Annotated in this window: 22 protein-coding genes and 7 pseudogenes; 12 read left to right on the top strand and 17 right to left on the bottom strand. The window is 64.7% G+C overall.

The features are described 5' to 3' along the window. Nucleotides 1–28 precede the first annotated feature (28 nt). Complete coding sequence (locus tag BLS74_RS28695; protein ID WP_170855755.1) at nucleotides 29–1,861, bottom strand: S41 family peptidase; 1,833 nt, start codon at nucleotides 1,859–1,861, stop codon at nucleotides 29–31. Between the two features lie 791 nt (nucleotides 1,862–2,652). On the opposite strand from BLS74_RS28695, the gene BLS74_RS28690 reads away from it, so the two are divergent. Next, nucleotides 2,653–3,105: a pyridoxamine 5'-phosphate oxidase family protein gene (locus BLS74_RS28690; RefSeq protein ID WP_093110581.1), complete on the top strand. Its 453-nt coding sequence runs from the start codon at nucleotides 2,653–2,655 to the stop codon at nucleotides 3,103–3,105. Between the two features lie 376 nt (nucleotides 3,106–3,481). Here BLS74_RS28690 and BLS74_RS28685 read toward each other — a convergent pair whose 3' ends face one another. From BLS74_RS28685 to BLS74_RS35325, 5 genes and pseudogenes are all read right to left on the bottom strand, one after another. Beyond that, nucleotides 3,482–3,970, bottom strand: a complete 489-nt coding sequence (locus BLS74_RS28685; protein WP_093110579.1) for a HugZ family pyridoxamine 5'-phosphate oxidase — start codon at nucleotides 3,968–3,970, stop codon at nucleotides 3,482–3,484. A gap of 110 nt (nucleotides 3,971–4,080) precedes the next feature. After that, a complete protein-coding gene (locus BLS74_RS28680) occupies nucleotides 4,081–4,581 on the bottom strand; it encodes a GNAT family N-acetyltransferase (protein ID WP_093110577.1) in 501 nt (166 codons plus the stop codon). Beyond that, a complete protein-coding gene (locus BLS74_RS28675; protein WP_093110575.1) occupies nucleotides 4,578–4,865 on the bottom strand; it encodes a type II toxin-antitoxin system TacA family antitoxin in 288 nt (95 codons plus the stop codon). The genes BLS74_RS28680 and BLS74_RS28675 overlap by 4 nt, the downstream gene beginning before the upstream one ends. A gap of 408 nt (nucleotides 4,866–5,273) precedes the next feature. Beyond that, nucleotides 5,274–5,738 (bottom strand): annotated as a pseudogene (locus BLS74_RS28670) (ATP-binding protein); the annotation flags it as partial. A gap of 12 nt (nucleotides 5,739–5,750) precedes the next feature. Then, nucleotides 5,751–5,945, bottom strand: a pseudogene (locus BLS74_RS35325) (IS701 family transposase); the annotation flags it as partial. Nucleotides 5,946–6,262: 317 nt separating this feature from the next. On the opposite strand from BLS74_RS35325, the gene BLS74_RS28665 reads away from it, so the two are divergent. The 3 genes from BLS74_RS28665 (at nucleotide 6,263) to BLS74_RS28660 (ending at nucleotide 7,988) form a co-directional block, all read left to right on the top strand. Further along, nucleotides 6,263–6,556, top strand: a complete 294-nt coding sequence (locus tag BLS74_RS28665; protein WP_139191777.1) for a hypothetical protein — start codon at nucleotides 6,263–6,265, stop codon at nucleotides 6,554–6,556. 234 nt (nucleotides 6,557–6,790) lie between these two features. Further along, complete coding sequence (locus BLS74_RS34650; RefSeq protein ID WP_170855754.1) at nucleotides 6,791–7,408, top strand: hypothetical protein; 618 nt, start codon at nucleotides 6,791–6,793, stop codon at nucleotides 7,406–7,408. Further along, nucleotides 7,389–7,988 (top strand): RES family NAD+ phosphorylase, encoded by a 600-nt coding sequence (locus BLS74_RS28660; protein WP_170855753.1) that lies wholly within the window; start codon nucleotides 7,389–7,391, stop codon nucleotides 7,986–7,988. The genes BLS74_RS34650 and BLS74_RS28660 overlap by 20 nt, the downstream gene beginning before the upstream one ends. Before the next feature lie 125 nt (nucleotides 7,989–8,113). Here BLS74_RS28660 and BLS74_RS34645 read toward each other — a convergent pair whose 3' ends face one another. Continuing rightward, nucleotides 8,114–8,254 (bottom strand): hypothetical protein, encoded by a 141-nt coding sequence (locus BLS74_RS34645; protein WP_170855752.1) that lies wholly within the window; start codon nucleotides 8,252–8,254, stop codon nucleotides 8,114–8,116. A 128-nt stretch (nucleotides 8,255–8,382) separates the two neighbouring features. On the opposite strand from BLS74_RS34645, the pseudogene BLS74_RS35320 reads away from it, so the two are divergent. Continuing rightward, a pseudogene (locus BLS74_RS35320) lies at nucleotides 8,383–8,515 on the top strand (type II toxin-antitoxin system RelE/ParE family toxin); the annotation flags it as partial. 87 nt (nucleotides 8,516–8,602) lie between these two features. Here the strand turns inward: BLS74_RS35320 and BLS74_RS28655 are convergent. The 4 genes and pseudogenes from BLS74_RS28655 to BLS74_RS35310 form a co-directional block, all read right to left on the bottom strand. Next, on the bottom strand, nucleotides 8,603–8,869 hold the full coding sequence (locus BLS74_RS28655) for a BrnA antitoxin family protein (RefSeq protein ID WP_093110569.1): 267 nt from the start codon (nucleotides 8,867–8,869) through the stop codon (nucleotides 8,603–8,605). Next, on the bottom strand, nucleotides 8,853–9,152 hold the full coding sequence (locus BLS74_RS28650; protein WP_093110567.1) for a BrnT family toxin: 300 nt from the start codon (nucleotides 9,150–9,152) through the stop codon (nucleotides 8,853–8,855). Before BLS74_RS28650 ends, BLS74_RS28655 begins: the two co-directional genes overlap by 17 nt. 97 nt (nucleotides 9,153–9,249) lie before the next feature. Then, nucleotides 9,250–9,655, bottom strand: a pseudogene (locus BLS74_RS35315) (tyrosine-type recombinase/integrase); the annotation flags it as partial. Next, nucleotides 9,655–10,112, bottom strand: a pseudogene (locus BLS74_RS35310) (nucleotidyl transferase AbiEii/AbiGii toxin family protein); the annotation flags it as partial. The pseudogenes BLS74_RS35310 and BLS74_RS35315, both read right to left, overlap by 1 nt. A gap of 17 nt (nucleotides 10,113–10,129) precedes the next feature. Here BLS74_RS35310 and BLS74_RS34635 point away from each other — a divergent pair. The 3 genes from BLS74_RS34635 (at nucleotide 10,130) to BLS74_RS28620 (ending at nucleotide 12,865) form a co-directional block, all read left to right on the top strand. Further along, the gene (locus BLS74_RS34635; protein WP_170855751.1) at nucleotides 10,130–10,420 is read left to right on the top strand and encodes a hypothetical protein; all 291 of its coding nucleotides are present in this window, start codon (nucleotides 10,130–10,132) and stop codon (nucleotides 10,418–10,420) included. A 331-nt stretch (nucleotides 10,421–10,751) separates the two neighbouring features. After that, nucleotides 10,752–11,345 carry a RadC family protein gene (gene radC, locus BLS74_RS28630; protein ID WP_093110565.1) on the top strand — a complete coding sequence of 198 codons (594 nt, stop codon included), beginning with the start codon at nucleotides 10,752–10,754 and terminating at the stop codon, nucleotides 11,343–11,345. 365 nt (nucleotides 11,346–11,710) lie between these two features. Next, complete coding sequence (locus BLS74_RS28620) at nucleotides 11,711–12,865, top strand: ArdC family protein (RefSeq protein ID WP_244504059.1); 1,155 nt, start codon at nucleotides 11,711–11,713, stop codon at nucleotides 12,863–12,865. A 138-nt stretch (nucleotides 12,866–13,003) separates the two neighbouring features. Here BLS74_RS28620 and BLS74_RS28615 read toward each other — a convergent pair whose 3' ends face one another. Further along, nucleotides 13,004–13,894 carry a DMT family transporter gene (locus BLS74_RS28615; RefSeq protein WP_093110559.1) on the bottom strand — a complete coding sequence of 297 codons (891 nt, stop codon included), beginning with the start codon at nucleotides 13,892–13,894 and terminating at the stop codon, nucleotides 13,004–13,006. A 359-nt stretch (nucleotides 13,895–14,253) separates the two neighbouring features. Between BLS74_RS28615 and BLS74_RS34095 the strand changes: the two genes are divergently transcribed. Both BLS74_RS34095 and BLS74_RS28610 read left to right on the top strand, forming a co-directional pair. Further along, entirely contained in the window at nucleotides 14,254–14,475 is a 222-nt protein-coding gene (locus tag BLS74_RS34095) for a hypothetical protein (RefSeq protein WP_139191776.1), read from the top strand. Nucleotides 14,476–14,996: 521 nt separating this feature from the next. Further along, nucleotides 14,997–15,284: a hypothetical protein gene (locus BLS74_RS28610; RefSeq protein WP_093110557.1), complete on the top strand. Its 288-nt coding sequence runs from the start codon at nucleotides 14,997–14,999 to the stop codon at nucleotides 15,282–15,284. Between the two features lie 339 nt (nucleotides 15,285–15,623). Here BLS74_RS28610 and BLS74_RS35305 read toward each other — a convergent pair whose 3' ends face one another. The 5 genes and pseudogenes from BLS74_RS35305 to BLS74_RS34090 form a co-directional block, all read right to left on the bottom strand. Next, nucleotides 15,624–16,190 carry a DUF1016 domain-containing protein gene (locus BLS74_RS35305; protein ID WP_244504067.1) on the bottom strand — a complete coding sequence of 189 codons (567 nt, stop codon included), beginning with the start codon at nucleotides 16,188–16,190 and terminating at the stop codon, nucleotides 15,624–15,626. A gap of 30 nt (nucleotides 16,191–16,220) precedes the next feature. Continuing rightward, nucleotides 16,221–16,742: pseudogene (locus tag BLS74_RS35300) on the bottom strand (DUF1016 N-terminal domain-containing protein); the annotation flags it as partial. Nucleotides 16,743–17,674: 932 nt separating this feature from the next. Continuing rightward, a pseudogene (locus BLS74_RS35295) lies at nucleotides 17,675–17,825 on the bottom strand (IS3 family transposase); the annotation flags it as partial. A 233-nt stretch (nucleotides 17,826–18,058) separates the two neighbouring features. Continuing rightward, a complete protein-coding gene (locus BLS74_RS34630) occupies nucleotides 18,059–18,343 on the bottom strand; it encodes a hypothetical protein (protein WP_170855750.1) in 285 nt (94 codons plus the stop codon). Between the two features lie 239 nt (nucleotides 18,344–18,582). Then, on the bottom strand, nucleotides 18,583–18,804 hold the full coding sequence (locus BLS74_RS34090; protein ID WP_139191775.1) for a hypothetical protein: 222 nt from the start codon (nucleotides 18,802–18,804) through the stop codon (nucleotides 18,583–18,585). A 391-nt stretch (nucleotides 18,805–19,195) separates the two neighbouring features. Between BLS74_RS34090 and BLS74_RS28600 the strand changes: the two genes are divergently transcribed. Together BLS74_RS28600 and BLS74_RS28595 are read left to right on the top strand one after the other, a co-directional pair. Then, on the top strand, nucleotides 19,196–21,052 hold the full coding sequence (locus BLS74_RS28600; RefSeq protein WP_170855748.1) for a hypothetical protein: 1,857 nt from the start codon (nucleotides 19,196–19,198) through the stop codon (nucleotides 21,050–21,052). Nucleotides 21,053–21,559: 507 nt separating this feature from the next. Further along, complete coding sequence (locus BLS74_RS28595) at nucleotides 21,560–21,988, top strand: cupin domain-containing protein (protein ID WP_093110718.1); 429 nt, start codon at nucleotides 21,560–21,562, stop codon at nucleotides 21,986–21,988. Nucleotides 21,989–22,070: the final 82 nt, after the last annotated feature.

The following is a 22,070-nucleotide window of genomic DNA, read 5'->3' as shown; positions in this document are numbered from 1 at the left end:
CGTGCTCCTTGTTGTTGTGTGAGCCGTGTCAGCGGCGTGCGTCCACGCGCCGCTTCTGCAGCAGTTCCTCGCCGCCGAAGCCGAACAGTTCGACCACCTTGGTGCCGGCCGGGTACGGCACGACCACCGGCGCTCGCGCGCGCAGGGCATGGCTGCTGCCCGGATGGCCGTCGAAGAGCACGTCCAGCCGCGTCAGCCCGGCGTGCCGCACGGTGATCTCGCGCGCGGCCTTGCTCGCCTCGACGATCAGGCTGCTTCGGCGCTGCTGCTTGAGGAGCTCGAAGCAATGGGCCAGCAGGTCCGGGTTGCCGGCAAGCAGGTCGTCGCGCGTCATCGCGTACGGCGTGCCGCCGATGCCGACGTCCTCGATCGGCAGGCCTTCCGACGGGCCCGCGCGGGTCGCGCGACGGAACGCGAAGGACATGCCGATGCCGTCGGGCAGCGTCGGCAGCTCGAAGTCGGTGCCGGCCATCAGCGGGCGCAGATCCTCGTAGTCCCAGACGTTCGCGCCGCCGGCACCGGTGGCCTCGCCGACGCAGACGAAGGGGCCGATGCCGTTGTCTACGAAGCCCGCGCTGAACAGATCGCCGGAGGAGTAGGTTGTGGAGTCAGCCACGAGAACGACCGGCCCGCCGTACTGCTGGCCGATCGCGTTGCACTCCGCGAAGCTCGTGATGGGCAGCGGCTGCGAATACAGCTCGCCGTTGCGCACCGCCGCTTCGAGCGACTCCTTCCACGGCCCGAGCTCTCCTTCCATGCCCGGCAGTGCGGCGAGCGTGCGCGTGAAGGCAGTGCACAGGATCGAGAAGCGTGTCGGCTGGATCGGCCTGGGCGTGAAGAGCTGCAGCGCTGATTCCGCCGCCAGGATGTAGCCGCCCGGGTTGCCGCGCACGTCGATGATGAGCCCGTTGTCCGGCAGCAGAGGGATGAGCCGTTGTAGCTCGGGGATGAAGTCCTCCGGCGGGACGTCGAAGCCGTAGATGCGCAAGTAGGCGATGGCTCCGCCCGGCTGGGCCAGCGACGTGGCCTTGAGCGTGCCCGTGAGCTCGGTCGCGATGACCTCGGCGGTCGGCGCCTTGCGACCGGACGACGACTTCGGCGTCGGCTGCGCACTGGCCTGCTCGCCGGTCAGCGCGCCGGGCGCGAAGAGCAGCATCTTGGCGCGGCGCGCGATCGCTGCCGCCGGATCGACCGCGCGCGTGCGCCGCAGGCGCGTGGCCGCGCGGCCGGTAGGTCCGCTCGGCAGCATCTCGTCGATCTCGCCCGGGTCGACGACGCGCCAGGGTATCTTGATCTCGCGGGGCGAACCCGTCGGAGCGCCGTCGGCCGCGCTGCTGCGGTAGCCGACCACGACCCAGTATTCGTCGGGCGGCGGGCCGTACTGCAGCGAGCGCAGGGTCAGGCTCTGGACCGACCATGCGCGCTGGCTGTCGGTGCGTCCGCCGACCTCCTCGTCAGCGTGTCGGCGCACGGCCTTGTCGATCGGCACGCCGTTCCAGAACTCCAGCACCACGCCTGGCTTGAAGGCCGCGTCCAGTCCGGCGGCGACGCGGGTGACGACGTAGGTCGGAGAGGCGGCAGGGCCGAACATCTCGACCAGGAAAGGCAGGGCCGCGACCTTGGTCGACAGGCTCGCCGGGCCGGCGTAGCGCGTGTGCGCATCGCGCAGCCGCGTCACCACGTCGGCCAGCTCGATGTGGAATTCGTCGCTCGACAACTGGTCGACCTGCGTGCGCAGGATGCGCAGCCGCTGCACCGGGTCGACGCCGTAGCGCGCGCGCTTGAGCGGCAGGTGCGCGAACACACCTTCGATGACGCGCTCGACACCGTCGACGAGCTTCAGCCGCTCGACCCTCGTCAAAGAGGACGGTGACAGAAACGGGCCGGTGAACGCGCCGGCGGCGCCCCTTGACGGCGCTCGCCCGGCCCGTGTTGGCGCCGGCGCGCCGACACGACCCACCGCCTTCGCGGCGCGCGCAACTCGTTTCCCGCTTGCTGGCGCAATGGGCGCTGACTCGATGACCTCGGCGAGCGCGATACCCCGCTGCGCAGCGGCCAGCCGGTCTCCGACCATGATCACTCCTTCAGTTTGCAGCTTGGCGATTTCCGCCGAGGGACGCCCACGCCACCTCCAACTCCCCGACGCGCATCGTGACGTGCCGCGGGCCGTGGCGCATCAGACAAAGGGGATATGTCCGAAGCCCAATCGCCTGCTGCTGCCACTGCATGGCTTCGCGATGAAGAAGTAAGCCTGGTGGAGAAATTCCGTGACTCGAGAGTCGCTCGGCATGCAGTCCGCAGACCAAGTGATGGTCGAGCGCTGTCTCCAAGAATCCCGAAGGCTGCGCTGAAGGCACCGGATGCGTGACTCCAGATGAGGACGAAGATGCGCGGCGCAAGCATTGCGAACGCGCGCGCCGGACTTCCGACGCGAGCAATGCCAACTTCGGCAATCGGGGGCGGCCAGGAGCAGCCAGTCGCGACCGACGGCAAGAGTCGACTGAGAAGTCGACTGAGAGGTAGCCAGTCACGGTTACCCCGCCAAGGCGCGCATTCGACCCGATGCGGTCAGGCCTTGATCAAGATCAAGGCCGAGTCGCCAACCAAGCCCAAAATGGGGTGGCCCCTTTTTGACGATTGTGGAGGCGACTCATGGACGACGAGATCAGACGGAAGATCCTGGCGCTGTTGGATCAACATCGAATCATGACAGTTGCGACGCTGCGCCCGGATGGCTGGCCGCAGGCAACGACGGTCGGCTACGTGAACGAAGGCCTGACGCTGTACTTTCTCTGCGGGCTGGACAGTCAGAAGGCAAAAAACCTGGCGCGAGATGATCGACTCTCGCTGACGATCGACCACGACACGGCGGATTTGATGGCGATCACCGGCTTGTCGATGGCTGCACGTGCGCATGCGGTGGATGATCGGGCCGAAGCGGAGAAAGTCCTGCGCCTGCTACCTCTGAAATACCCTGAGGCGGGGCCTCTGCCGATGAAGATGCCGAGCCCGGACGAGGTTCGCCTGTTCCGCGTCACGCCCTCGGTCATTTCCGTGCTCGATTATTCCAAGGGCTTCGGGCATACGGAACTCATCATTTGCTGATTGCGTCAATCTCACTGCCCTGATGTCCGCCAAGACCCGGATGTTCTTCGAACCCGCATGGCCACATCCGGACATTCAGCACAGATGTGGCGCTGACCTGCCGAAGCCGGGCCAGAGGCGGGCGCACCGGCAAACTCGCTTCGGCGCTCATCGCCGAACTCAAGCAGGGTCTACCTGGCATGTGACCGCACGGCATCGCGCCAGGTGCTGGACATGGAATCGGCGGCGCATTGCTCATCCTTCGGCGAAGCGTTGCAAAAGCACGCCTGATGGCGTTGGCGCTCGTTTGCGTGGGGCGCCGGTAGCCTCCAGCGGCCAAGGTCCAGCGGTTGCAGATGAACGCCGAACGCGCCGGCATTCTGACTAATGCATTGCGTTACGCCTCGGCGCGCAAGGCGCGTTGGAGCTCTTCCTCGCCAACGTCACGCGCCGCTGCGAACCCTGAGATCTGGCGGGCGTGATGGACATGAACTGCGACAAACCGGAAATCGTCCAGCTGCGTCATGGGCTCTGCCTCAGGAAAGCGCGCCAGGTATGCGGCTCGGCACGGCTCCCACTCCGGCCTGTTGCTCTCCAGCACGTCGGCGTCGCCCCCCAGAGTAGCGCGTGGAAGCGCATGCACCGGCTCACCAGGCAGCTCGTGCTGCATGACAAGCACGGATACCTTGGGCCGGTCTCGGAGGTAGCGCGTATGGGCGGCCAAGTCGCTGACATGAATGATCAGGCATCCAAGAGATGGCTCCACCGCGAACGGGATCATGGAAACAAACGGCGCTCCGTCATCACCCACAGTGCCTAGGGCGGCCGTACGGCGCGAATGCAATAGCATGCGCAGCTCGTCGGTCAAACTGGATTCACGAGGCATAGGTTCCCCCTCAACATTCGCGACAAGCGCAGTGATTCTGACTGAAGCTTGGCGACTCAGGCAGTGACAGGGCGCGACAAGCTTGACGACCTGGAGGCCGCGTGGCACGTTCAGTTCTTGTTCGCGAGGGTCGCGATCGGAAGGATGAAGGTCAGTGGGTTGCCGCTGAATGCAGTGAATCCGTGATGCTCGTAAAACGCGGCTGCAACCTTATCCTTGGCATCGACAACCAACGCGAAGACGCCCATGCCCGACTGCATTGCGCGCAACCCTGCATCCCACAGCAGTGCTGCTCCAAGCTGCCTCTTCTGAAACGCCACACTCACTGCAAGACGGCCAATGCGTGCCACAGGAACGAGGGGATAGCGCGGCAGTTTCTTCGCCATCGCCTCGGAAAGGCCTGTGAGTGGAACGCTGCCAGCGGCCAGGGTGTAATACCCCGTGACCGCATCCGTCCGGTTGTCGATCGCGACGTAGCAGGCACTGGTGCGGCGACGTATGTCCTGCGACGCTTGCTCTCTCAAATACTTGTCGAGCGGATCGCTCCCGCAGGCAAAGCCCGCGCGGTCATGCTCCGGCGCCAGCGCCTCTATGCGGAACGGAGCTGTCACCGCGAGGAGGCGATCAGTTTCTTGTGCGCCTTGGCCGCGCGTGCCATCGCAGGAGAAAGCGCAGGGGGATCAAGCAGCAATGAGGCAAAGCGCTGCTGTTCTTCCATCGACAGGCGGATGATCTGCGTCTGCTCGATCGTGCGGCGCGCGGCTTCTTGCGCGGCCCCGACGAGAAAGTCGCTGATGCTTCGTCCTTCGATCTCTGCGGCGCGTCGGACCACGGCCAGCACGTCAGGTGCAATGCGCGCTTCGACACGCTCGGTTCGGGGGGTATCGCGGGACATGGCAGACCTCTCTTTCCCCTGCACTGTACGGTAATGTACCGTACAAAGTCAAGAGGAAATGAGCGCGCCCCGGGGAGGTCATCCACGCGGCGGGAGGTCGGTTGAACCGCTTGATCGTCCAGGCTGATCTTGTGTCGATCGTGGCCGGCGGCCGCCGAACTCCAGCGTGACCACGGGGGGCACATAGCCCGTGCCATGCTTGATTGCCGGATTGGATAGCGTCAAGCAGCGTGGCCGGTTAAACGACATTCATCTTGGCCGGTTGGACGGGGATGAATGTCGCTGGTCGAGGGTTCATGGCTGTGGCTCCTTGGGCTGGTTGTCGTTGTCGCTGGATGATTGACGCCGGCGGTTCGTCTTGTCGTTGTCGCGCTGGACCTTCTGTTCCCGGGCGGCCTGCTTGCCGCGCTAACTCTCCACGTTGTTCAGCTCGAAGATCGTCGAGTGATGGACCAGGCGGTCGATGGCGGCCACCGTCATGCCGGCGTCGGGGAACACGGTGTCCCAGCCCGAGAAGGGCTGGTTGGCCGTGATGAGGATGCTGCGCCGCTCGTAGCGCTCGGCGATCAACTCGAACAGCACGCTGGTCTCGGCCTGGTCCTTCCGCACGTACGAGATGTCGTCAAGAATGAGCAGGTCATAGCGGTCGAGCTTGGCGAGTGCCTGGGGCAACTGGAGGGTCTGGCGAGCAGCCTGCAGGCGCTGCACCAACTCGCTGGTGCGCATGTAGAGCACGCGCCGGCCGGCCTCGATCAGTGCGTGGCCGATGCCGCAACCGACGTGGCTCTTGCCCACGCCTGGCGGACCAAAAATCAAAATGTTGGCTCCCTTCTCGAGCCACGAATCCCGCAGATACGCAATCGCAAGCTCGTGATGGAGGATGGGACGTGGCGCTGCGCCCTCTGGGCTTCCCCGAGGTTTGTAATGCGTGGGTAGGGCAGGCTCTTGGCGTGCGGAGTTTTTTTTACCCCCGACCTCGTCGGGGTGCTGCAGCCGCTGCGCCAGCAGGAAGCCGTAGGCGGCAATGCTGAGACTGGCGTGATGATGAAAGCCGCGCCAGCCCCGGCCTTCGTACTGTCCGCTGCAGCGGCGACATCAGCCCCGTGGTGTACCCGCGCAGCCCGGCGTGCCGATCTGAATGTCCCAGGCCTTCGCTCAGATGGGCCATGAGTCAAGCCCCATGTGTATTTCGGGATCCGGTTGCCTGCAGCGACGCAGGCATTCTTCTGACACAGGACGCCGCACGCTGGAATCTTTCCCGCGTTCGCTTAGGCGAAAGGCTTAGCCAATGCCAAGCTGCATTGATGCAACAGGAACGCCACTTTGCACAGATGGGCCCGCCTTGTCCCGCGGCATTGCGCGCGGATCAGTTGATCACTTCGCGCCGTGACTTGACCATGCCCACGCTCGACCATTCAAACGATCCCTCCTTGAACTTCGCCCCGTTCGATGGCGACGGGCGAGAGAGGGTGGAGCCCATAGCGCCACGCCCGGGTACCCGCCCCAGAGGGGTTTCTCATAACACCGCACGCAGTGTGATCAAGGAGTTCATCGAACAAGGTGGATCCACCCACTCCGAAGCCGGGTCGGTGCTCTGGGTGATCGAGGCATGGTGCAAGAAACAAGGCATCGCTGTCACTGTGATACAGCATGAGGCCGGCGGCTACGTAACGACCAAAGGCCCGACGTGACCGTCGCTCCCGGATGAAGGGGCGAGCGCGTTTGAGCATCGTAAGTTATCGGAATAGGCGCGGCAAGCGACCCCTCGCTCAGGACATGCTCCGCCGAATTCGGGCTTGGCTCGCCATCGGTCTGAATCCCTGAGTCCCGCAGGCAGCACCGGTGCGTCGCCTGCCGGCCGGCCGCTGCGGTTTGCTACATTGTCTGCGTTTGCTTCGATATCCGAATTTGCTTAGAATGTACGCATGAGCACCGATCTCAGTACCCCTGTCCTGCTGCGCCGGATTGCGCAACTCGAAGCCACCGTCGGGCGCCTCAGCGAAGATGTCGGCAGCCTTCGCTCGGCGGTCAGCAAGCAAGGGCTGCAGGTGCCGAGGACGCGAGGCGTCCGAGCGCGGGCGCCACGTGCCGAGGCCTCGACCACAGACAGCACCCCGCAAACCCGGGCCGCCGGCGGCTTGGCTGGTGCCACTGCGCGTGGCGAGGCGGCGCGTGTCCAGTGGGTCAAGGATGGCCTCGTCGTGCCCGGCGAGCAGCTTGCGCAAGCCTGGGGACTCACGCGCCAGGCCTTGGCGCCGGCCGCAGACAGGGGCGAAGTGTTCGCGATGAAAGTCGGCAACCGGCTGTACTACCCGCAGGCGTTCCTGGGCATGGAGCGCGAGACCGTGGCCACGGTTTGCCGCGCACTCGGTGACCTCGGCGCCAGCGAGAAGCTGATGTTCTGGCTGCGCGACCATGGTGCCCTGGCAGGCAAGAGCGTCGCCGCGGCATTGGAGGCGGGGGTTGCCGTGGCCAAGGTGGAACGCCTGGCTGCGGCGTGGGCGCGCGAGCGGGGAGCCGCGCGTGTCGCTGCGGCTGCCTGAGCCCGGTTCCTTCGAAGATCTGCTTCGACCGGTCAGGATCGAGGTCGCGTCGCTCGTGCGACTGAGCCGACATCCGGCCACAGAGCCCTACTGGTCGGCTGGCGTCTACCGCTTCGATGATCCAGATCCCGGCCGTGCCGGCGCGTTCGGCACCTGCTACACCGCCAGCACCATCGAGGTGGCCTTCGCTGAGAGCGTCATCCATGAGTCCGGGCGGTTCGTAGGCGGTACCTACGAGGTGCCAGTCGCCGAACTGACCGAGCGCTCGGTCGTACGCTTTGCCTGCGTTCAACGCAAGACGCTGGTGTTGGCCGACCTCACTGGGGCGGCACTCAAGTCCCTGGGCCTGAACAACGACATCAGTGCGTCGGCCGACTACTCGGCGAGCCAAGCCTGGGCGCAGGCCATTCACGGAGCGGGTTCCCGCTGGGACGGGATTCGCTACGTGTCGCGGCAGATGAACAAGGGGTTTGCATACGCGATCTTTGAGCGCAGCGGGCTTCGCAAGCTGCGAGGGGAGAAGCTCAAGGCGCGGCAGGTGGATGACCTCTGCGATCGGTTCAACGTCACTGCGGTCTGACGGCCCCGCGCGCACGACCTGAAGGTCTGCAACCTGGTGGGGACCGGCCGTTCGTTGGCGAGAATCGGTCGGCTCCACTCGGCCAGGAGGCGCCCGTCATGAGGATCAGCTCTCGTGATGTCTATTCAGTGCGTGCCCGCAATGTGGTGGTCCCGATGCAGTTTCCATTCTTCAAGCGGGATCAGCATGCGGTCCCGGTCGCGGAAGCTCGCGCTGTGGTCCAGCCAGACGCTGCCGCCGCGCAGCGCCTTGCGCATCGCCATCATGGTGCTGGCCTCGAAGGCTCTGAAGGCGCGCTGGCGATCCGGGTCGCCGACCAGAGCGCTCCAAGCGCTGCTGGTTGGCCCGGCGTGAAGGTACGAGGCTATGTGTCGCGCGTGGTTTGAGCTTTTCGCCGTTCACTTGCCGCAAGGCGGGAGTAGATCCATTTCATTCGTGAGCTCGTGATTCCGTTTGGAGGGAGCGGCTACGTCGCGCTGTTCGAGATTGAGTCGAATGACTCGATCGCTATTGCAGCAGTACGGCATCACGCGCGAGGACGCATCTGGCAGCATTCGGGATTGCTTCCGCAGGGTCTCAATGATAGGGGGAGACGTCAGCCCACCAGGGGCTGCTCAGTGGGTGCGCAGTTTTTCTTGCAACCAGACCTTGATCAACGACTGATAAGGCACATCGCGGGCGTTCGCCGCGACCTTGATCGAGTCCAGCAGGTGCTGAGGCAAGCGCAGCGAAATCGTCTTGGTCGTGGGTTTCAAGTTGGGCAGCGCAACCTTCTTGGCTTTCGACCAGTCAAGGTAGTCCGAGGAGTCATGCTTTTCCCAGTACGCACGCTCTTGCGCTTCGGTGGTGAACTTCGGGATTGCTTTAGTTTGCTTGTTCATAGATGGCTCGCTCCTTTCGGTGCATGTCCCTGGCTGAAATGAGGCGGATCAACAGGCTCGATTGGCGCAAAGTGAACGTGATGTGCAATGTGCGTCCGTCGTCGGTTTTGCCCAAGGCGTGGAGCCGGGGTTCCTGATGGCTGTGGGCAATATCTTCCAAAAGCAACAAGGGTGCGTTGAAGAAGACCTGCTCTGCTTCGGCCATGGAAACACCATGCTTTTCGTTCTTGCGGGCGTTGCCGTCATCCCGGTTGAACCCCGTAACGCTGGTCAGGTCAATCATGGATTGTATATTACCATCATGTACATTTCTCCTTCACCCCATGTGCACCATGACGTGCGCGAGGGCAGGGAAGTTCGCGAAGCGTCAATGTTGCCGTTCAATCCTCGTCAAGCATCCGGCTGACCCTGCTCCCCAGTGAGCTCTCGGCCCGGAAGTACCCCATCACGGTCGCGACGCTCTGGTGCCCCGTCATTGCCATCGTCTCGGGCAGCGGCATGTTCTGCCGGCCTGCCTCCGTCACGAAGCCGGCCCTTAACGAGTGCGCGCTAAAACCCCCCTCCACCCCCGCGAGCACACATCGCTCCTTCACGATGTCGCGCACCGCGGCAGGCGCCAGCGCCTCGCCCAGATGTCCGCCCTTGCGGATGCGGCGGAAGAGGGCGCCTTCCTTGATCCCTCTTTCCGTCAGCACGGCGAGCCAGTCCTGCATGGCCTGTGTCGCGCTCCCCAACCAGCGGCTTGACGTCCTCGGGGCGCTCGGCGCCGGCCTGGTTGGTCTTGGTGGATAGTGCAGTAGCAGCTTGTCGCGTTCCGCGCCCCCGACTTCCAGTGGCATCCAAGCCGTCGCGCGCCTTCGCCGCTTCGAGAACCGGTTGTACGTCTGTTGCGATCCAACCGGGAAGACGGTCGCGCACGGCCTTCGTCCATTTGGCCGGCCTGGCTGCGGTTCGCTGGCAGGAAGCCTTCACCACCCGTGAGATCCGCGATCAGCCGGCGGATGTCGTCGGTGAGGTCGATGTCTTCCGAGAATCGCTCAATGATCTTGTACGCCTTCGATAGCGACGTGCCGCCCTTGAAGGTCAGGTCGGCAGCGAGGGGCGAATCGAAGAGCGCGCCGAGTGCCCAGACCACCCATACGTCCTTTTCAAGCAGATGGGTAGGGCGATCCGTCTTGGCTCGTGCCTGCTCCAGCACTTCCCGCTGGTCGTCTCTGCTGAGCGCGAAGAAGCGCTCAGCCACGAACAGCTTCCTCGCCAATGGCTCGTGCCATCCAGGACGGCAACGCCGCGCGTGCCGATGCCAGCGACCGCCACTCGGAGGGTGGCAGCGTGCGCCGCAAGGTGGCCAGCGATTCGCCGACATGTGCCGGCCCCATCCAGACCAGGGCACGCACAGCAGTGCCAGCCGGCCCGGTGCCCAAGGCGAGCATCCAGCGCGGTACGTGCTTCACCATGACCTCCGAGCGCCCGAGCTTGAGCTTCCGAGTGCGCCCGGATGTCAGGACCATGCCGAAGGGCGAACGCCGCGACAGCAAGCGAATGGACTGAATCCCGGGCGCCCACCGGCTGCACGCCGGTGCCGGGCTGTTCCAGGTTCGCGCGGTCGCGCTCATCCCCTTGCGGGGACGGGCCTGGCCCGCCTTGCGCATCCCTGGCGCGGGATCGGGAGCGTTTGCGTACCCAGGGGTTGGTGAGGGTGGGGGAGGGCTTGCCTGTGTGCCCTCAGCGTACCCCCACCGTTCTCGCGTTCAAGGCCCTGCGCGCGCTTCGCGTGCTCGGCACGTGCCGCGCGCCTGCGGCGGCCTTGAGCGCTGCGCTGCGGCGGGGTGGTCCGGGGTCACGCAGGCAATCCCGCCTGTGTCACCCACAGGAGTTCACCATGACCGCATCTCTCGATTTCACCGCCGAGCAACGCCGCATCGTCGATGTCTTGCGCCCGATTCTTGGCGCGGAGGCTGACGCGCTGTACGAGGCAAATGGCCGTTCGCTGCACAAGCTGGCCGGCTTCGCCCGCGACTCGTCGATGCCCGGTTGCCGACGCCTGGCGACCAGCCTGGCGCTGGCGCAGGAGCTGCTCGCCGAGGAGTTGACTGCGGCAGCGGTGTTCGACTCGCCGACGGCGGTGGGCGATTTCCTGAAGCTGCACTTTGCCGGGCAGCCGTACGAGAGCTTCGTGGTCATGTACCTCGACGCGCAGCATCGGCTGATCGCCATCGAAGATCTCTTTCGCGGCACGATCGCCCAGACCAGCGTGTACCCGCGCGAGATCGCGCGCAGGGCCCTTCATCACAACGCGGCCGCCCTGATCGTGGCGCACAACCATCCAAGCGGTGCGGCCGAGCCGTCGCGTGCGGATGAAGCGCTGACGAAGGCGCTTGAGGCCTCGCTCGCTCTGCTCGACGTTCGCGTGCTCGATCATTTGGTCATCGCCGGAACCCAGGCGACTTCGCTCGCACAGCGCGGGTTGATGTAGCGGCAGGGGCTTCGGCCCTTTTTTCTTCTGGCTCGCCGCATGACGCGGCTTCGAGGCTTTGCACATGAGCGGCCGCTGGAGCGCGGCCACTTGCCACGCAGGCAGTCTCAATCTCTGTTCCGCGTGCCTCTGCGCCTGCGCGCAGAGGAGGTGCGGCCTGCTGGCCGCTCGCGCGCGCCGATGGGCTCGTGGATGCGCCGTGCCGGCGTGGTGTGCCGCGGTGCATCTGCCTTCGAAGCCGCCTCTTGACCGACGCATAGCTCGCCCGGGCCGCTGTCCAGGGCTTCGGGCTTCGCCACCGTCCTCACCCGGTCCTCGGCCAGCGCCTCGGCTGCGGCCTCCGGGCGCTCCCTGGACATCGGCCCTTGCGCTCGCTCTTCATGCGTCGAGGCGGCCCCGAAAGCAGATCTTTTCAACCACCGCGGCACACCCCGCAGAAAGGCCCAGCCATGCATGCCACTCGATCCACCCGTCGGCGCCATGCGGACAACCCAACAGCCACGGGCGTTCCCCCCGTACCCCCCGAGGACTCACCCCAAGCAGGTGCTGATGAAGAGAGGAACTCGGCGGGTCGCAACGGCGCACGCATGGACGTGCGGCAAGTCATCACCGACCGCATCGTGGCCATGCTCGAGAAGGGCGGCAACGTGTTCCGGGCGCGCTGGACGCGGGCGGCCTCGCGCGGCGTGCCGCGCAACGGCAAGACCGGCGAGCGCTATCACGGCGCCAATGTGCTGCTGCTCTGGGACGCGGCGATCGAGCACGGGTATGCGTCGAATGTCTGGCAGACCTACAAGCAGGCATCGAGCATGGGCGCGCAGGTTCGCAAGGGCGAGCGCGCGGTGATGTGTGCGCACTTCGAACGCAAGGCACGCAAGGGGTCGGATGCAGATGGCGCTGCGTCGAGTCAGGACGGCGAGGAAGAGGGCAGGGCGGAGCAAGCGCCGCGCGGTGGCGTGCTGCTGGCCAGGCCGTTCTGGGTTTTCAACGTCGCGCAGATCGACGGATTGCCGTCGGATGTCGTTGAGCTTTGCGTCGATCCCGTCAAGTCGCAGCGGGGGCCGGTGGAGGGTGCGTTGCGCCTGCTCGGGGGCTGCAATGCGACGATCCGGCACGGCTTCGAGCGCGCGATGTACCTGCCGGAGCTCGACGAGATCCGCCTGCCGTGGCCGAGCCGCTTCACCAGCGCCGAAGCGTGCTGCGCCACCTCGCTGCATGAATTGGTTCACTGGACCGGACATCCGAGCCGGCTGAATCGACAGTTCGGCAAACGCTTCGGCGACGCGGCCTATGCGTTCGAGGAACTGGTGGCCGAGCTCGGCTGCGCGTTCGTGATGGGGCACTGCGGCCTGGTCGACGCGACCATCGAAGGGCATGCCGCCTACCTGGACAGCTGGCTGCGGGTGCTGAAGAACGATCGCACGGCGATCTTTGCCGCGGCACGGCATGCCGGCGCCGCCTTCGAATTCATCCTCGCCAGGGAGATGCCGTCCCTCGGCCCGACTGCGATGTCCTCGTGAGAAGAGTGAGCCGCAATCGCCGTGGGGCCCGGCGAACCGCTGGGGGTTTTTCATCCTGGCGTACGGCCGCCTCCCGGGCCATCGACGATGCGTTGCGCCGCTCCTGCCGTCGGCCCCAGATCCGCGGCGGGGCCTACCTCACTCGACGGCCGGCGCTTTCGATCTCTTGAGCGACCACCCGAGATTCAGTCCCGCCGCGGCCGTCAGGATCGCGGCGGCGCCGACCCCTTGCACCAGCTCCAGTCGATGGTCGAAGGCCACCATGTCCACGCCGATCGCGACGATGGGGTAGACGAAAGACAGCGCGCCCGCCACGTGCGTCGGCAGCTTCTGTATCGCGCCGTAGAGCAGCACGAACACCAGTCCGGTGTAGACCACGCCCATGACGATATAGCTTCCCCACACCCGGCCATCGGCGGTGAGCGCCGAGAGATTGGCAAAGGGCGCGATCATCAAGATGCCCACGCACACCTGGGCGAGCGCAATCATGTGCGGCGGCGTGCCGCTGAGCTTCTTCGTGATGATGGCGGCCACCGCATAGAAGAAGGCCGCGCCGAGTGCCATGAGGACACCGGAGACATACGCGGTGCCGGTGTAGCTGGCCTCGGGTTTCGCCTGGACGACGAGAAGCACCCCGACAAAGGCAACGCCCAGCCACGTCAGTTTGGTCGCGGTCAGGCGTTCGCCAAAGAAGAGCGCGCTCAGCGCGACCAGCATGAAGGGCTGCGTGTTGTAGACCGCGGTCGCGATCGAGATCGATGCCCGTGAGAACGAAGCGAAGATCAGCAACCAGTTGAGGACGATGGCCGCCCCTCCCAACGCTGCCCAGCAGAACAGGCGAATCGAGAGTTTGCCGCGCAGCATGCCCATGGCCGTGCAGACGACCAGCAGGGCGGCCGCGCCGAACACGCAGCGCCAGAACAGCAGATCGATGATCGGCTGTCCAGAGCGCAAAACGAACCAGCCGAGGGTTCCAGAGATCACCATGGCAGTGGTCATCTCGATCGTGCCGCGTGTGTTCTTGTTCATCTACGAGGGAGCTGCCAGCTGAAGTGCGGGCTTGAGCGCAGTGGTCGATGTGCCCCCGGAGGCACTGCCTGGCCATACTAGTGCCCAACCCTGACGAAGACCTGAGCTGTCCATCCAGGGGTGCTGCCCACGGACCACAAAGGCTGTAAGGATGTGAAAAACTCCCATCGAGCGTTGCCTCCTCGCATCTCGTCCCTGTGGGGCTGGCTCTGTGCGCTGCTACAAAGTTCACAGCTGGTGACGACCGAGGCCGTCATCTTCATTCGATCGGCTGATGGGCGACTACGATGAATTGAAGCGGAGGGCGCGTGCTCGCGGGTGCCCTTTCTAAACCGCTGCGCCTGAATGAAGGAGGAAACATGAACTGGCAATCAGAGCCGCTGACGTGCGGGCCTGCCGCGCGCCCCAAACATGCCCAGGAATGGCAACGCGCGTTCGTCGCCGAGTGGCAACGGCTTGCAGAAGGATGCGCCGACCTGGAGCAGACCGCCGACCTTGCCCTTGAGCTGTATGCCACCCGTGGCACGCGAAATCCTGTCGACATTGCACGCGAGGCGTGGGGAGCCCCAGTTGGAGGGTGATGCGTGCGAGCCTTTACGCGATCCGGCTGAAAGCGACGCATCTCGACCAAACTGGAGGATCGTTCGAGATGTCCATGTTGGAAAGCTTGCTGGGGACTCGAGAGAAGGCGCCGCAGGGATGAGTGCGCCTTGGCGCTTGGTACGGTCGGTGATCTCTCTACCAGCAGGGTCTGTCCCATCCAGGATCAAATGCGGACGCGAGCTGCTGCGTCTCTATCGGCGCGTCGATCACCCGAGCCGGCATGCGACACCCGCGCTTCGCGGACTTGTGGGACGACTCCCTGCACGAGGAATGAAGCAGATCTGATCGAGGGTTTCTGCTTCGAGGGTAGCCGGGTGGCGTGACGCCGTTGTGCTTGGGCGCCCCAATCGAAGCGCGGAGGATGACGAGACAGATTGAATTCACAGCGTGACCATCTGGAAGCCGGCAGCGATCCTGTCGGCTTTTTCTCGCCTGCGTTCTCGTCCCGTGTTCGGCATGCCGAACGCTGAGTCCTTGTGTCGCTTTGAGGGCGGGGCCAGTGTCCGAGGTGCACGGCTGGATCGTCGACACCGCCATCGAGTGCGACCACCAGCGCTTCGCCGGCTTCCTGAAGGTGTCGCTCGAGGAGATGCTGATCGCGCTGCGCGACGATGCGGCGCTGCTGCACGACCCGGACCAGCTGTTGCCTGCCGACGCGGGGCGCGCGCTTGACGAAGTGGGCGAGCTGGACCTTGACGCCGCGGTGCGGACGCTCTATCCGCAGGGGTTCTCGGCGCGGCGATTCGTCACCGTGGTCGAAGAAGAGACCGTCTGGCGATCGGTCTGAAACTGGCGCACCGCTTCGATCGATTCCCAGTTGCTTGCCATCGCCGGGGCATTCATCGATAGCGCCCGATGTGTTCGCCGTGCTGCTTCAGTTGGGCCGCCCGCTCGAGAGGAGGTGTGCTGGCAACGCGAGAGATCCTGAGTCTGCGCGGATGCGTCCCGCTGCGCGGCCGGGCTGAACGATAGGTTCTTGCTCCGGAGGCGCGACGATTGAAGGGCGCCTAGCGATTCGACTGGCCGGCGCAGCCCGTGACCTTGTGTGCCGCGACATCATTCATCGTGGACCCGAATCCCCAGTCGATCCAAATGGGTTCACGCGTGCTTGCGTTGCGTTTGCGGCTCAACCCAATCGGGGGTAGACGGCCCGCACTACTTCCTGAAGCTGGCGCGCGGAGGGCAGCTTTCCCTTCATCTCGGCCGGCAGCTTGCCCTGGAGGTGGTACTCGGCCACGCCGATCGGGTTCGACTTGCTCTTCAGTGCGAACTCCACTTCGAGGTTGTCCTTCTCGGCGCACAGGATGATCCCGATGGATGGCGCATCGTCCGGCGCGCGCTCCTTCTCGTTGAGGAGGTTGAGATAGAAATCCATCTTGCCGGCGAGCTCCGGCTCGAAGGGCCCGATCTTCAGTTCGATCGCCACCAGCGCCTTGAGGAAGCGGTGATAGAAGAGCAGGTCGATGAAGTACTCCTTGCGCCCGAGCGAGAGTCGATACTGGCGCCCGACGAAGCAGAAGCCGTAGCCCAGCTCGAGGATAAAGTCGCGCAGCTTGTCGATCAGGTGGTCCTCCAGCTCGCGCTCCTTGATCTCGCGCCGGATGCCAAGGAATTCCAGGTTGTAGCTGCTCTTGAGCGCCTCCTCGGCCTGCTCGGCAAAATGCTCGGGTAGCGCCAGCGCGAAGTTGTGCACCTTGCCTTGTGCCAACGACCGCTCGTAGGCCTGCGCCTTGATCTGGTTGAGCAGCACGTTGCGGCTCCAGCCGAAGCGCGCGGTGGCCTTCAGGTAGAAGAGCCGCTGCGCAGCATCGTCGAGCTTGGAGAGCAGGTTGACATGGTGGCCCCAGGGCACCGCCTCCACCATTTCTCGCACCGCCTGTGCGAGTTGACGATGGTCGACGGCCGTCAGCGCCTTGGGACCTTGGATGCGTTTGGTAGCGCGCTCTCTTTCTCGCACAAGCTGTGCGAGAAACTCCGGCGCGGTGTAGGTCTCGTGAAACTGGCGCATGCGCCAGAGGCTCGCCGCTTAAAAGCCAGTCGTCCCGGGGAAGGACGCCTTGAGATCGCGCGCCAGCCGATCGGCCACCGCGTCGCCCCATCCCCGGCGTGCCTGCTGTTCGCGGATGGCTTGCCCGATGTCCCAGTACAGAGCCACCAGCTCGCGGTTGACGGCGCGCGCGGCCGAAAGCCGCGCACCGTCGATGCGGCGTTTCAGATCCTCGACGAAGCGAGCGTAGTCGAACAAGGTGGGAGCGGCGGTAGACACCCGGGAAATGTAGTGCCTCGTGGTCGTCCGGTGCGCCGATGCGAGGTGCCGGGAGCTTCGGCGCCCTTGCGGGCTGCCGGCAACCTCGGGCACGGCGTGGTGCTGAGTCATAAGGAACGACAGCGCCTGCTGGCCTGTGCCACCAGGGTGCGGGCATCGCCGATCAGGTGGATGCGGACGCCCGGCGCCGAGCGCTTCGAATCCTTCCTCCGGCACGCGGCCGGTCGCGGGCGCAGCCTCAAGACTGCTGGCCGCCTCGCTTCGCCTCGTGCTGGCCCGAAGAGAGGAGAGAGAAGAGAGGGGGGTGGGTGGGGCTGGCTTGCTGCGACCTTGAGGGTGGCACACCATTCTCGCCGTCATATGGCCCGGCGTTCGGCGGACTTGCTCTCCGCCCTCACATAGTTCTCGTTCCTGTACTGGTCTGCATTCATTTCCCTTTACGCGTCGCGGCGCGTTTCTTCTTGAGGTAGTTCGCATACGCCCAGCGGTTCCGGATCTTGGGCTTGCGAGCTCGTGTCCTGCAGCTTGCCATTGACATGCGCACCGTCGCTGCAGTCGGCCGCCAGGACCACCAACGCCGGCACACCTGCGTTTGTGAGGGCTGCCTGGTACTACTGCCGCAGTTCATCCACTTCGGCGGGCGTCCGTCGGGTCGTGGTCGAAATCAAGCCCCTGCGGGAACGAAAGATCGATGCCCCAGGCACGGTAGTACGCGGCCAGATCGTCGAGGCGGACGTGCTCCACGTCATCGGCACGGATTCTGGCGAGCGTACGGCACCAATAACGGCACATGCAGGGTCACATCTCTTTCTCCTCGGCCATTGCTTCTCGTTGAGCGGCTTGCGCGACCACCCCCGGACTGGTCGCGAGCGTGGTTCAACTCGCGTTGACCGGGAACCCTCCTTCTAGAGGATGCGCTCCAGCGTGGCCACGTCCATCGCTTCCCTGGTCTTCCGGGATTCAAGTCGATGAATCGACTCGGCCCTGCCGAGTCCATTGATCGCTTCGGCCAAACACGTTGTCGTTGCGCACCGAGAGCTCAATGAATGCCTCGGCCAGCCTTGGGCGGTTCACCTTGAATTGATCGCATTCTTTCAAGACTCTGGTTCTTTCAGCTTAATCTGAATTAAGTATTCGTTGATCGCGTGGAAGAGCCGCAACGTCTTCGAACTAAGTTGTTAATTCGAATGGCTTCATAGAGCCGTTATTCGATATCGCGCGGCCACGACGTGAAGTTGTGCCTGTCTTTGAGCCTTTGATTTGGCGCGAAAGAGATCGGTGAGCCGACAATAACATCAGTCCAGACATCTATTGAAACAATAGAAGGCAACACTATGAAGGCTTCTGTCGCAGCGGACTGCGGCGACGACGCGCAGCGCATGCAGCTTACCTAAGTACTCAAAAGAACCGATGACAAATCGGTTGCAGCTCTGACGATCGAATCGCAGTGGCACCGCGAAGAGGAAAGGCGACACGTGGGCGTTCTCTTGAAGAACGATAAGGCTGTCGCCGCGGTCCAGTTGGGTTCGATGTCCGGCGGCCTCAGGCCCCACACCACGTACAGGGTCGAGCACGGACAACGTGCCACATCCCTCTAGCCCACGCGGCGATCAGCCCTTCCCGTTCCAGCAGTTTCTCTACCCATTTTCTTTGCGCCCTTTGGAGGCGCAGGGGACTTCTTTTGTCTCGATTACAGGTTGACCAGGAGATTCAGTGTGAAAAAGATCAGCAAAAGCGCGCTTCTGCTTTTTGTTGCAGCAGGTGCACTCGCGGGCTGCGGTGGGGGCGGAAGCGGCCCAGGCGGCAGCTTCGCTCTCCCTCAAAGCACCGATGCGTCGACGGCTTCGCCGGCTGCATCGACGGCTGCATCGGCAGTCGAGCCCGCCGCAGACAAGGAGGCAGAGCTCAGCAAGCTCGACTCAAGTTGGGTCAAGGTCGCCAACGAAGGCCAGGCGTTCAACCTGGCCTCGTTGACGGAGGTGCAATACGGCGCGAATTCGGCCTGGACGAGCAAGATGCTCGCCGGCACCGTGGTCTGCAACAACGCAACCTTCGGCCGCGACCCGCTGGAGTACGTGGCGAAGGCGTGCTATGTGCAAGCCCCGCCTGCTCCGCCCCCTCCCACCGCCCCTGCCGCGGGAACCTGGCTCGCCAAGGAAGATTCCTCATTCACCGTGCCCGCCCCCACATTGGTGAAGTACGGCGCCGACTCGCGCTGGATCACCAAGTCGGTCACTGGAACGGCAGCGTGCACGAACACGTTCTTTGGTGGCGATCCCGCGTTCATGACGGCGAAATCATGTGTGTCGGCCGGTCCTGCGCCTGCACCTGCGCCTGCTCCCGCTCCCACTCCCACTCCCGCTCCCGCTCCGGCTCCGGCTCCGGCTCCGGCCCCCGCGCCTGCTCCCGCGCCTTCACCCATCGCCGGCGACGTGGTGGACAGTTCCGGCGCCATCGTTGCGAATGCCTACGACAACATCGCCTACAAGTTCGGCCAGTCCGAGGGCGTGGCGTACCGATTCGGGCCGGCGGCGGCCAGGACCGGCGTCAACACGCTTCCTCTGCGGGCCGACGTGGGCGCGATCAACCACGGCCCAGGCAATGATCTTTACTACCAGCTCGGTGCGGAAAACACCTTCGCGAGCAACCTGTACGTGAGCATCCATGGCGCAGCGATCGGCACGCCCGCCAGTGGGAGCTCGTTGTCGAACTCGGTCGCGTGGTTCCAGTCGCAGGCGACCGACCGGGTGACCTTCATGCAGCGCCCGCAGTTGCTGTGGCAAGACCGGCGAATACTGCCCACGTCGATCGATGCCTACTACGCCGCAGGCGTGCTGTCGCCGAACGACCCGGCAGACCTGCCCATCGTCGAAGATCGCGGCGAGAACGCCGCGGACAGCCCCTCGACGCGCCTCTCGCTGATTGCGACACAGGGCAGCCCGACGAAGCCGGCAACGATCTTCACCGTCGGCACGTTCACTGCGCAGAACCGTGCCAGCGTCAAGCTGGCCATCGGCAAGGTGCCGACCGCCATTTCCGTGACCGGGGGCGGCGAGTTCGCCTTCGTCACCGTGTGGGACACCATCAGCCACAAGGGCCAGGTCGCTGTGATCTCGCTCGGTGGCAGCTGCCAGGGCTGTACGCTCAATGGTCCCAAGTACGACTGGTGGCACGACTGGATGGACATGGTCCACCCCGGCTTCTTCAACCAGGGCAACTACATCTTCATGAAGGTGCTCGGCTACGTCGATCTGCCCGCCAACATGAAGGCCCCGACATCCATCAAGGTGACGACCGGCATGCACCCGTATGCGGCTGTCGTGTACACCGGCAACGGTGGCTTGTCGGGCATGGCAAAGGAAGCCTCGCCGATGGCCGACAACCGGGCGAAGCTCCTGCCGGGCGGCGAGTACTACGAGAAGTACGCCAAGGGCGGCGTGGCGGTGGTGGCCTCGAAGTCGGAGAAGACCCTGGCCTTTCTCGACCTCGGCCCGCTCTTCAAGTACACGAATGACATGTACCTGGGCAGCGCTGCGAGCAACCTGGAAACGCAGAACGTCGGGCTCGCCGCCAACCAGTGGCCCTACCTGCTGGCAGATCGCCCACAGGCCACGCCTACGATCATCAAGACGATCACGCTGGCCGACAAGCCCACAAGCATCCTGACGACCTCGACCTACAGCTACTGGAGCAAGGACGACCGCGAGCGCATCTCGCCGGACAGCCCGTACTGGAAGACCGTGCCGCGCTATCCACGCGCCTGGGTCGCCACCGAGAACGGCAAGGTGCATATGTACTCGCTGGGGCAGTACGTGCAGGGCCCCAAGCCGGCGGTCGGCACGCCCGCCGAGATCGCAGAAGTCGGCGTGGTGACGGGCCTGGGCAGCAACATCACGCACCTCGCCGCGGCCAAGGACTACCCGAGCCAGGACGATGCCATCAACACGATGCTGATCTTCACCGATCGGGCCAATCGCAAGTGGGGTTGGCTCAAGTTTGCCGACGACGGCAATAGCGGCACCATCCTGCGTACCATGGAGGACTCGCGCGTCGACCCGATCATGGTGACGATGTCCGACAACTACTCCACGCGGGGCAATATCGTCAGCGTGGCGAACTACAGCGGCCAGAGCATCGACAACTACCGGTTCGGTGACCTGATCTACCCCGACACCAACTTCTGTTCCGCGCCCGGTGTCTGCCCCACGCTGGCATCCACTGGCGAGTACGCTGGCAAGCTGGCCCTGCCGTTCAAGCCGTTCGCGGTGCACGCTTCGAACGTGCCGTGACGCGCTGAGTTCATCGCCGATCCCGAGGCGCCGGCAGCGATGCTGCCGGCTTTCTTGTTTTTGAGCTGTGCGCGTGTCGTGTTCGGCGTGCCGAACGTTTGATCCATCGATGCAGATTCCTGGGTGTTCGGCACGCCGAACAAGACTGCGGAACGTTGACCTGGGGAGCCGCAGCTGCGATGCGTTGCACGACTCGATGATCGGGCTGTTCGGCATGCCGAACGCGGAGCGCTTGTTCGAACCCAGCAGCCATGCGCTCTGCAGCCCGATGTGCTGCGCAATGGCGACGCTACGCATAGAACAGGCCCGATGGTTTCTTCCTTAGCCGCTGTCGTAGCCGCAGCGTACTGAGGCCGCCGCCATGCGCACCGGCGCGCGCCCGTACACCCACACGCCCGACCCCTGCGGCTGCCGGCATCGGTGACGCGCATCCAGCCGCTGCGCGAGGGGCCGCCCGCGCGCAGCAGGCCTGCCTCCCTGCTCGGGAGCCAGGTGCGCGCCCTGCGCATGGCGGCTGGGGCCTCAGGTGGTGAGCTGGCTGCGCGCTGCGGCATCTCGCGCTTCTTCGGCGACCAGCCCAGCCGCACGGACTTCAGCCACGTGCGGGCGGGGCACGGGATCCAGGTGGACCGGGTCGGTGCCGTGGCCGACTACCGATACGAGTTGCTGGGGCATCTGCTGTCGGGCAACCTGTTCGTGGAGCCCTACCTGGTGACGCTGCTGCCGGGGGCCGAGCCTTACGTGACCTTCCAGCACCCCGGACTGAAGTTCCTGTACCTGCTCTCGGGCGAGGTGCGATACCGCTATGGGGCGAAGGTGGTGGAGCTCGGCGCGGGGGACTCGCTGCTCTTCGAAGCCTGCGCGCTGCATGGTATCGAGGCGATCGGCACGCAGCCCGTCACGTACCTGTCGGTGGTGTTCACTCTGCGCGATTAGATTGATGACGTGCAGGAGCGCGACGACTGGGGGCGCTCATGATCGTGCGAAGCACGGCCGCAGAGGTACAGAAAGGGTACAC

This window comes from Variovorax sp. CF079 (assembly GCF_900101545.1).
Taxonomy (GTDB): Bacteria; Pseudomonadota; Gammaproteobacteria; order Burkholderiales; family Burkholderiaceae_C; genus Variovorax.
Note: the sequence above shows the minus strand (reverse complement) of the source record. Positions and strands in the feature narration are given on the sequence as shown.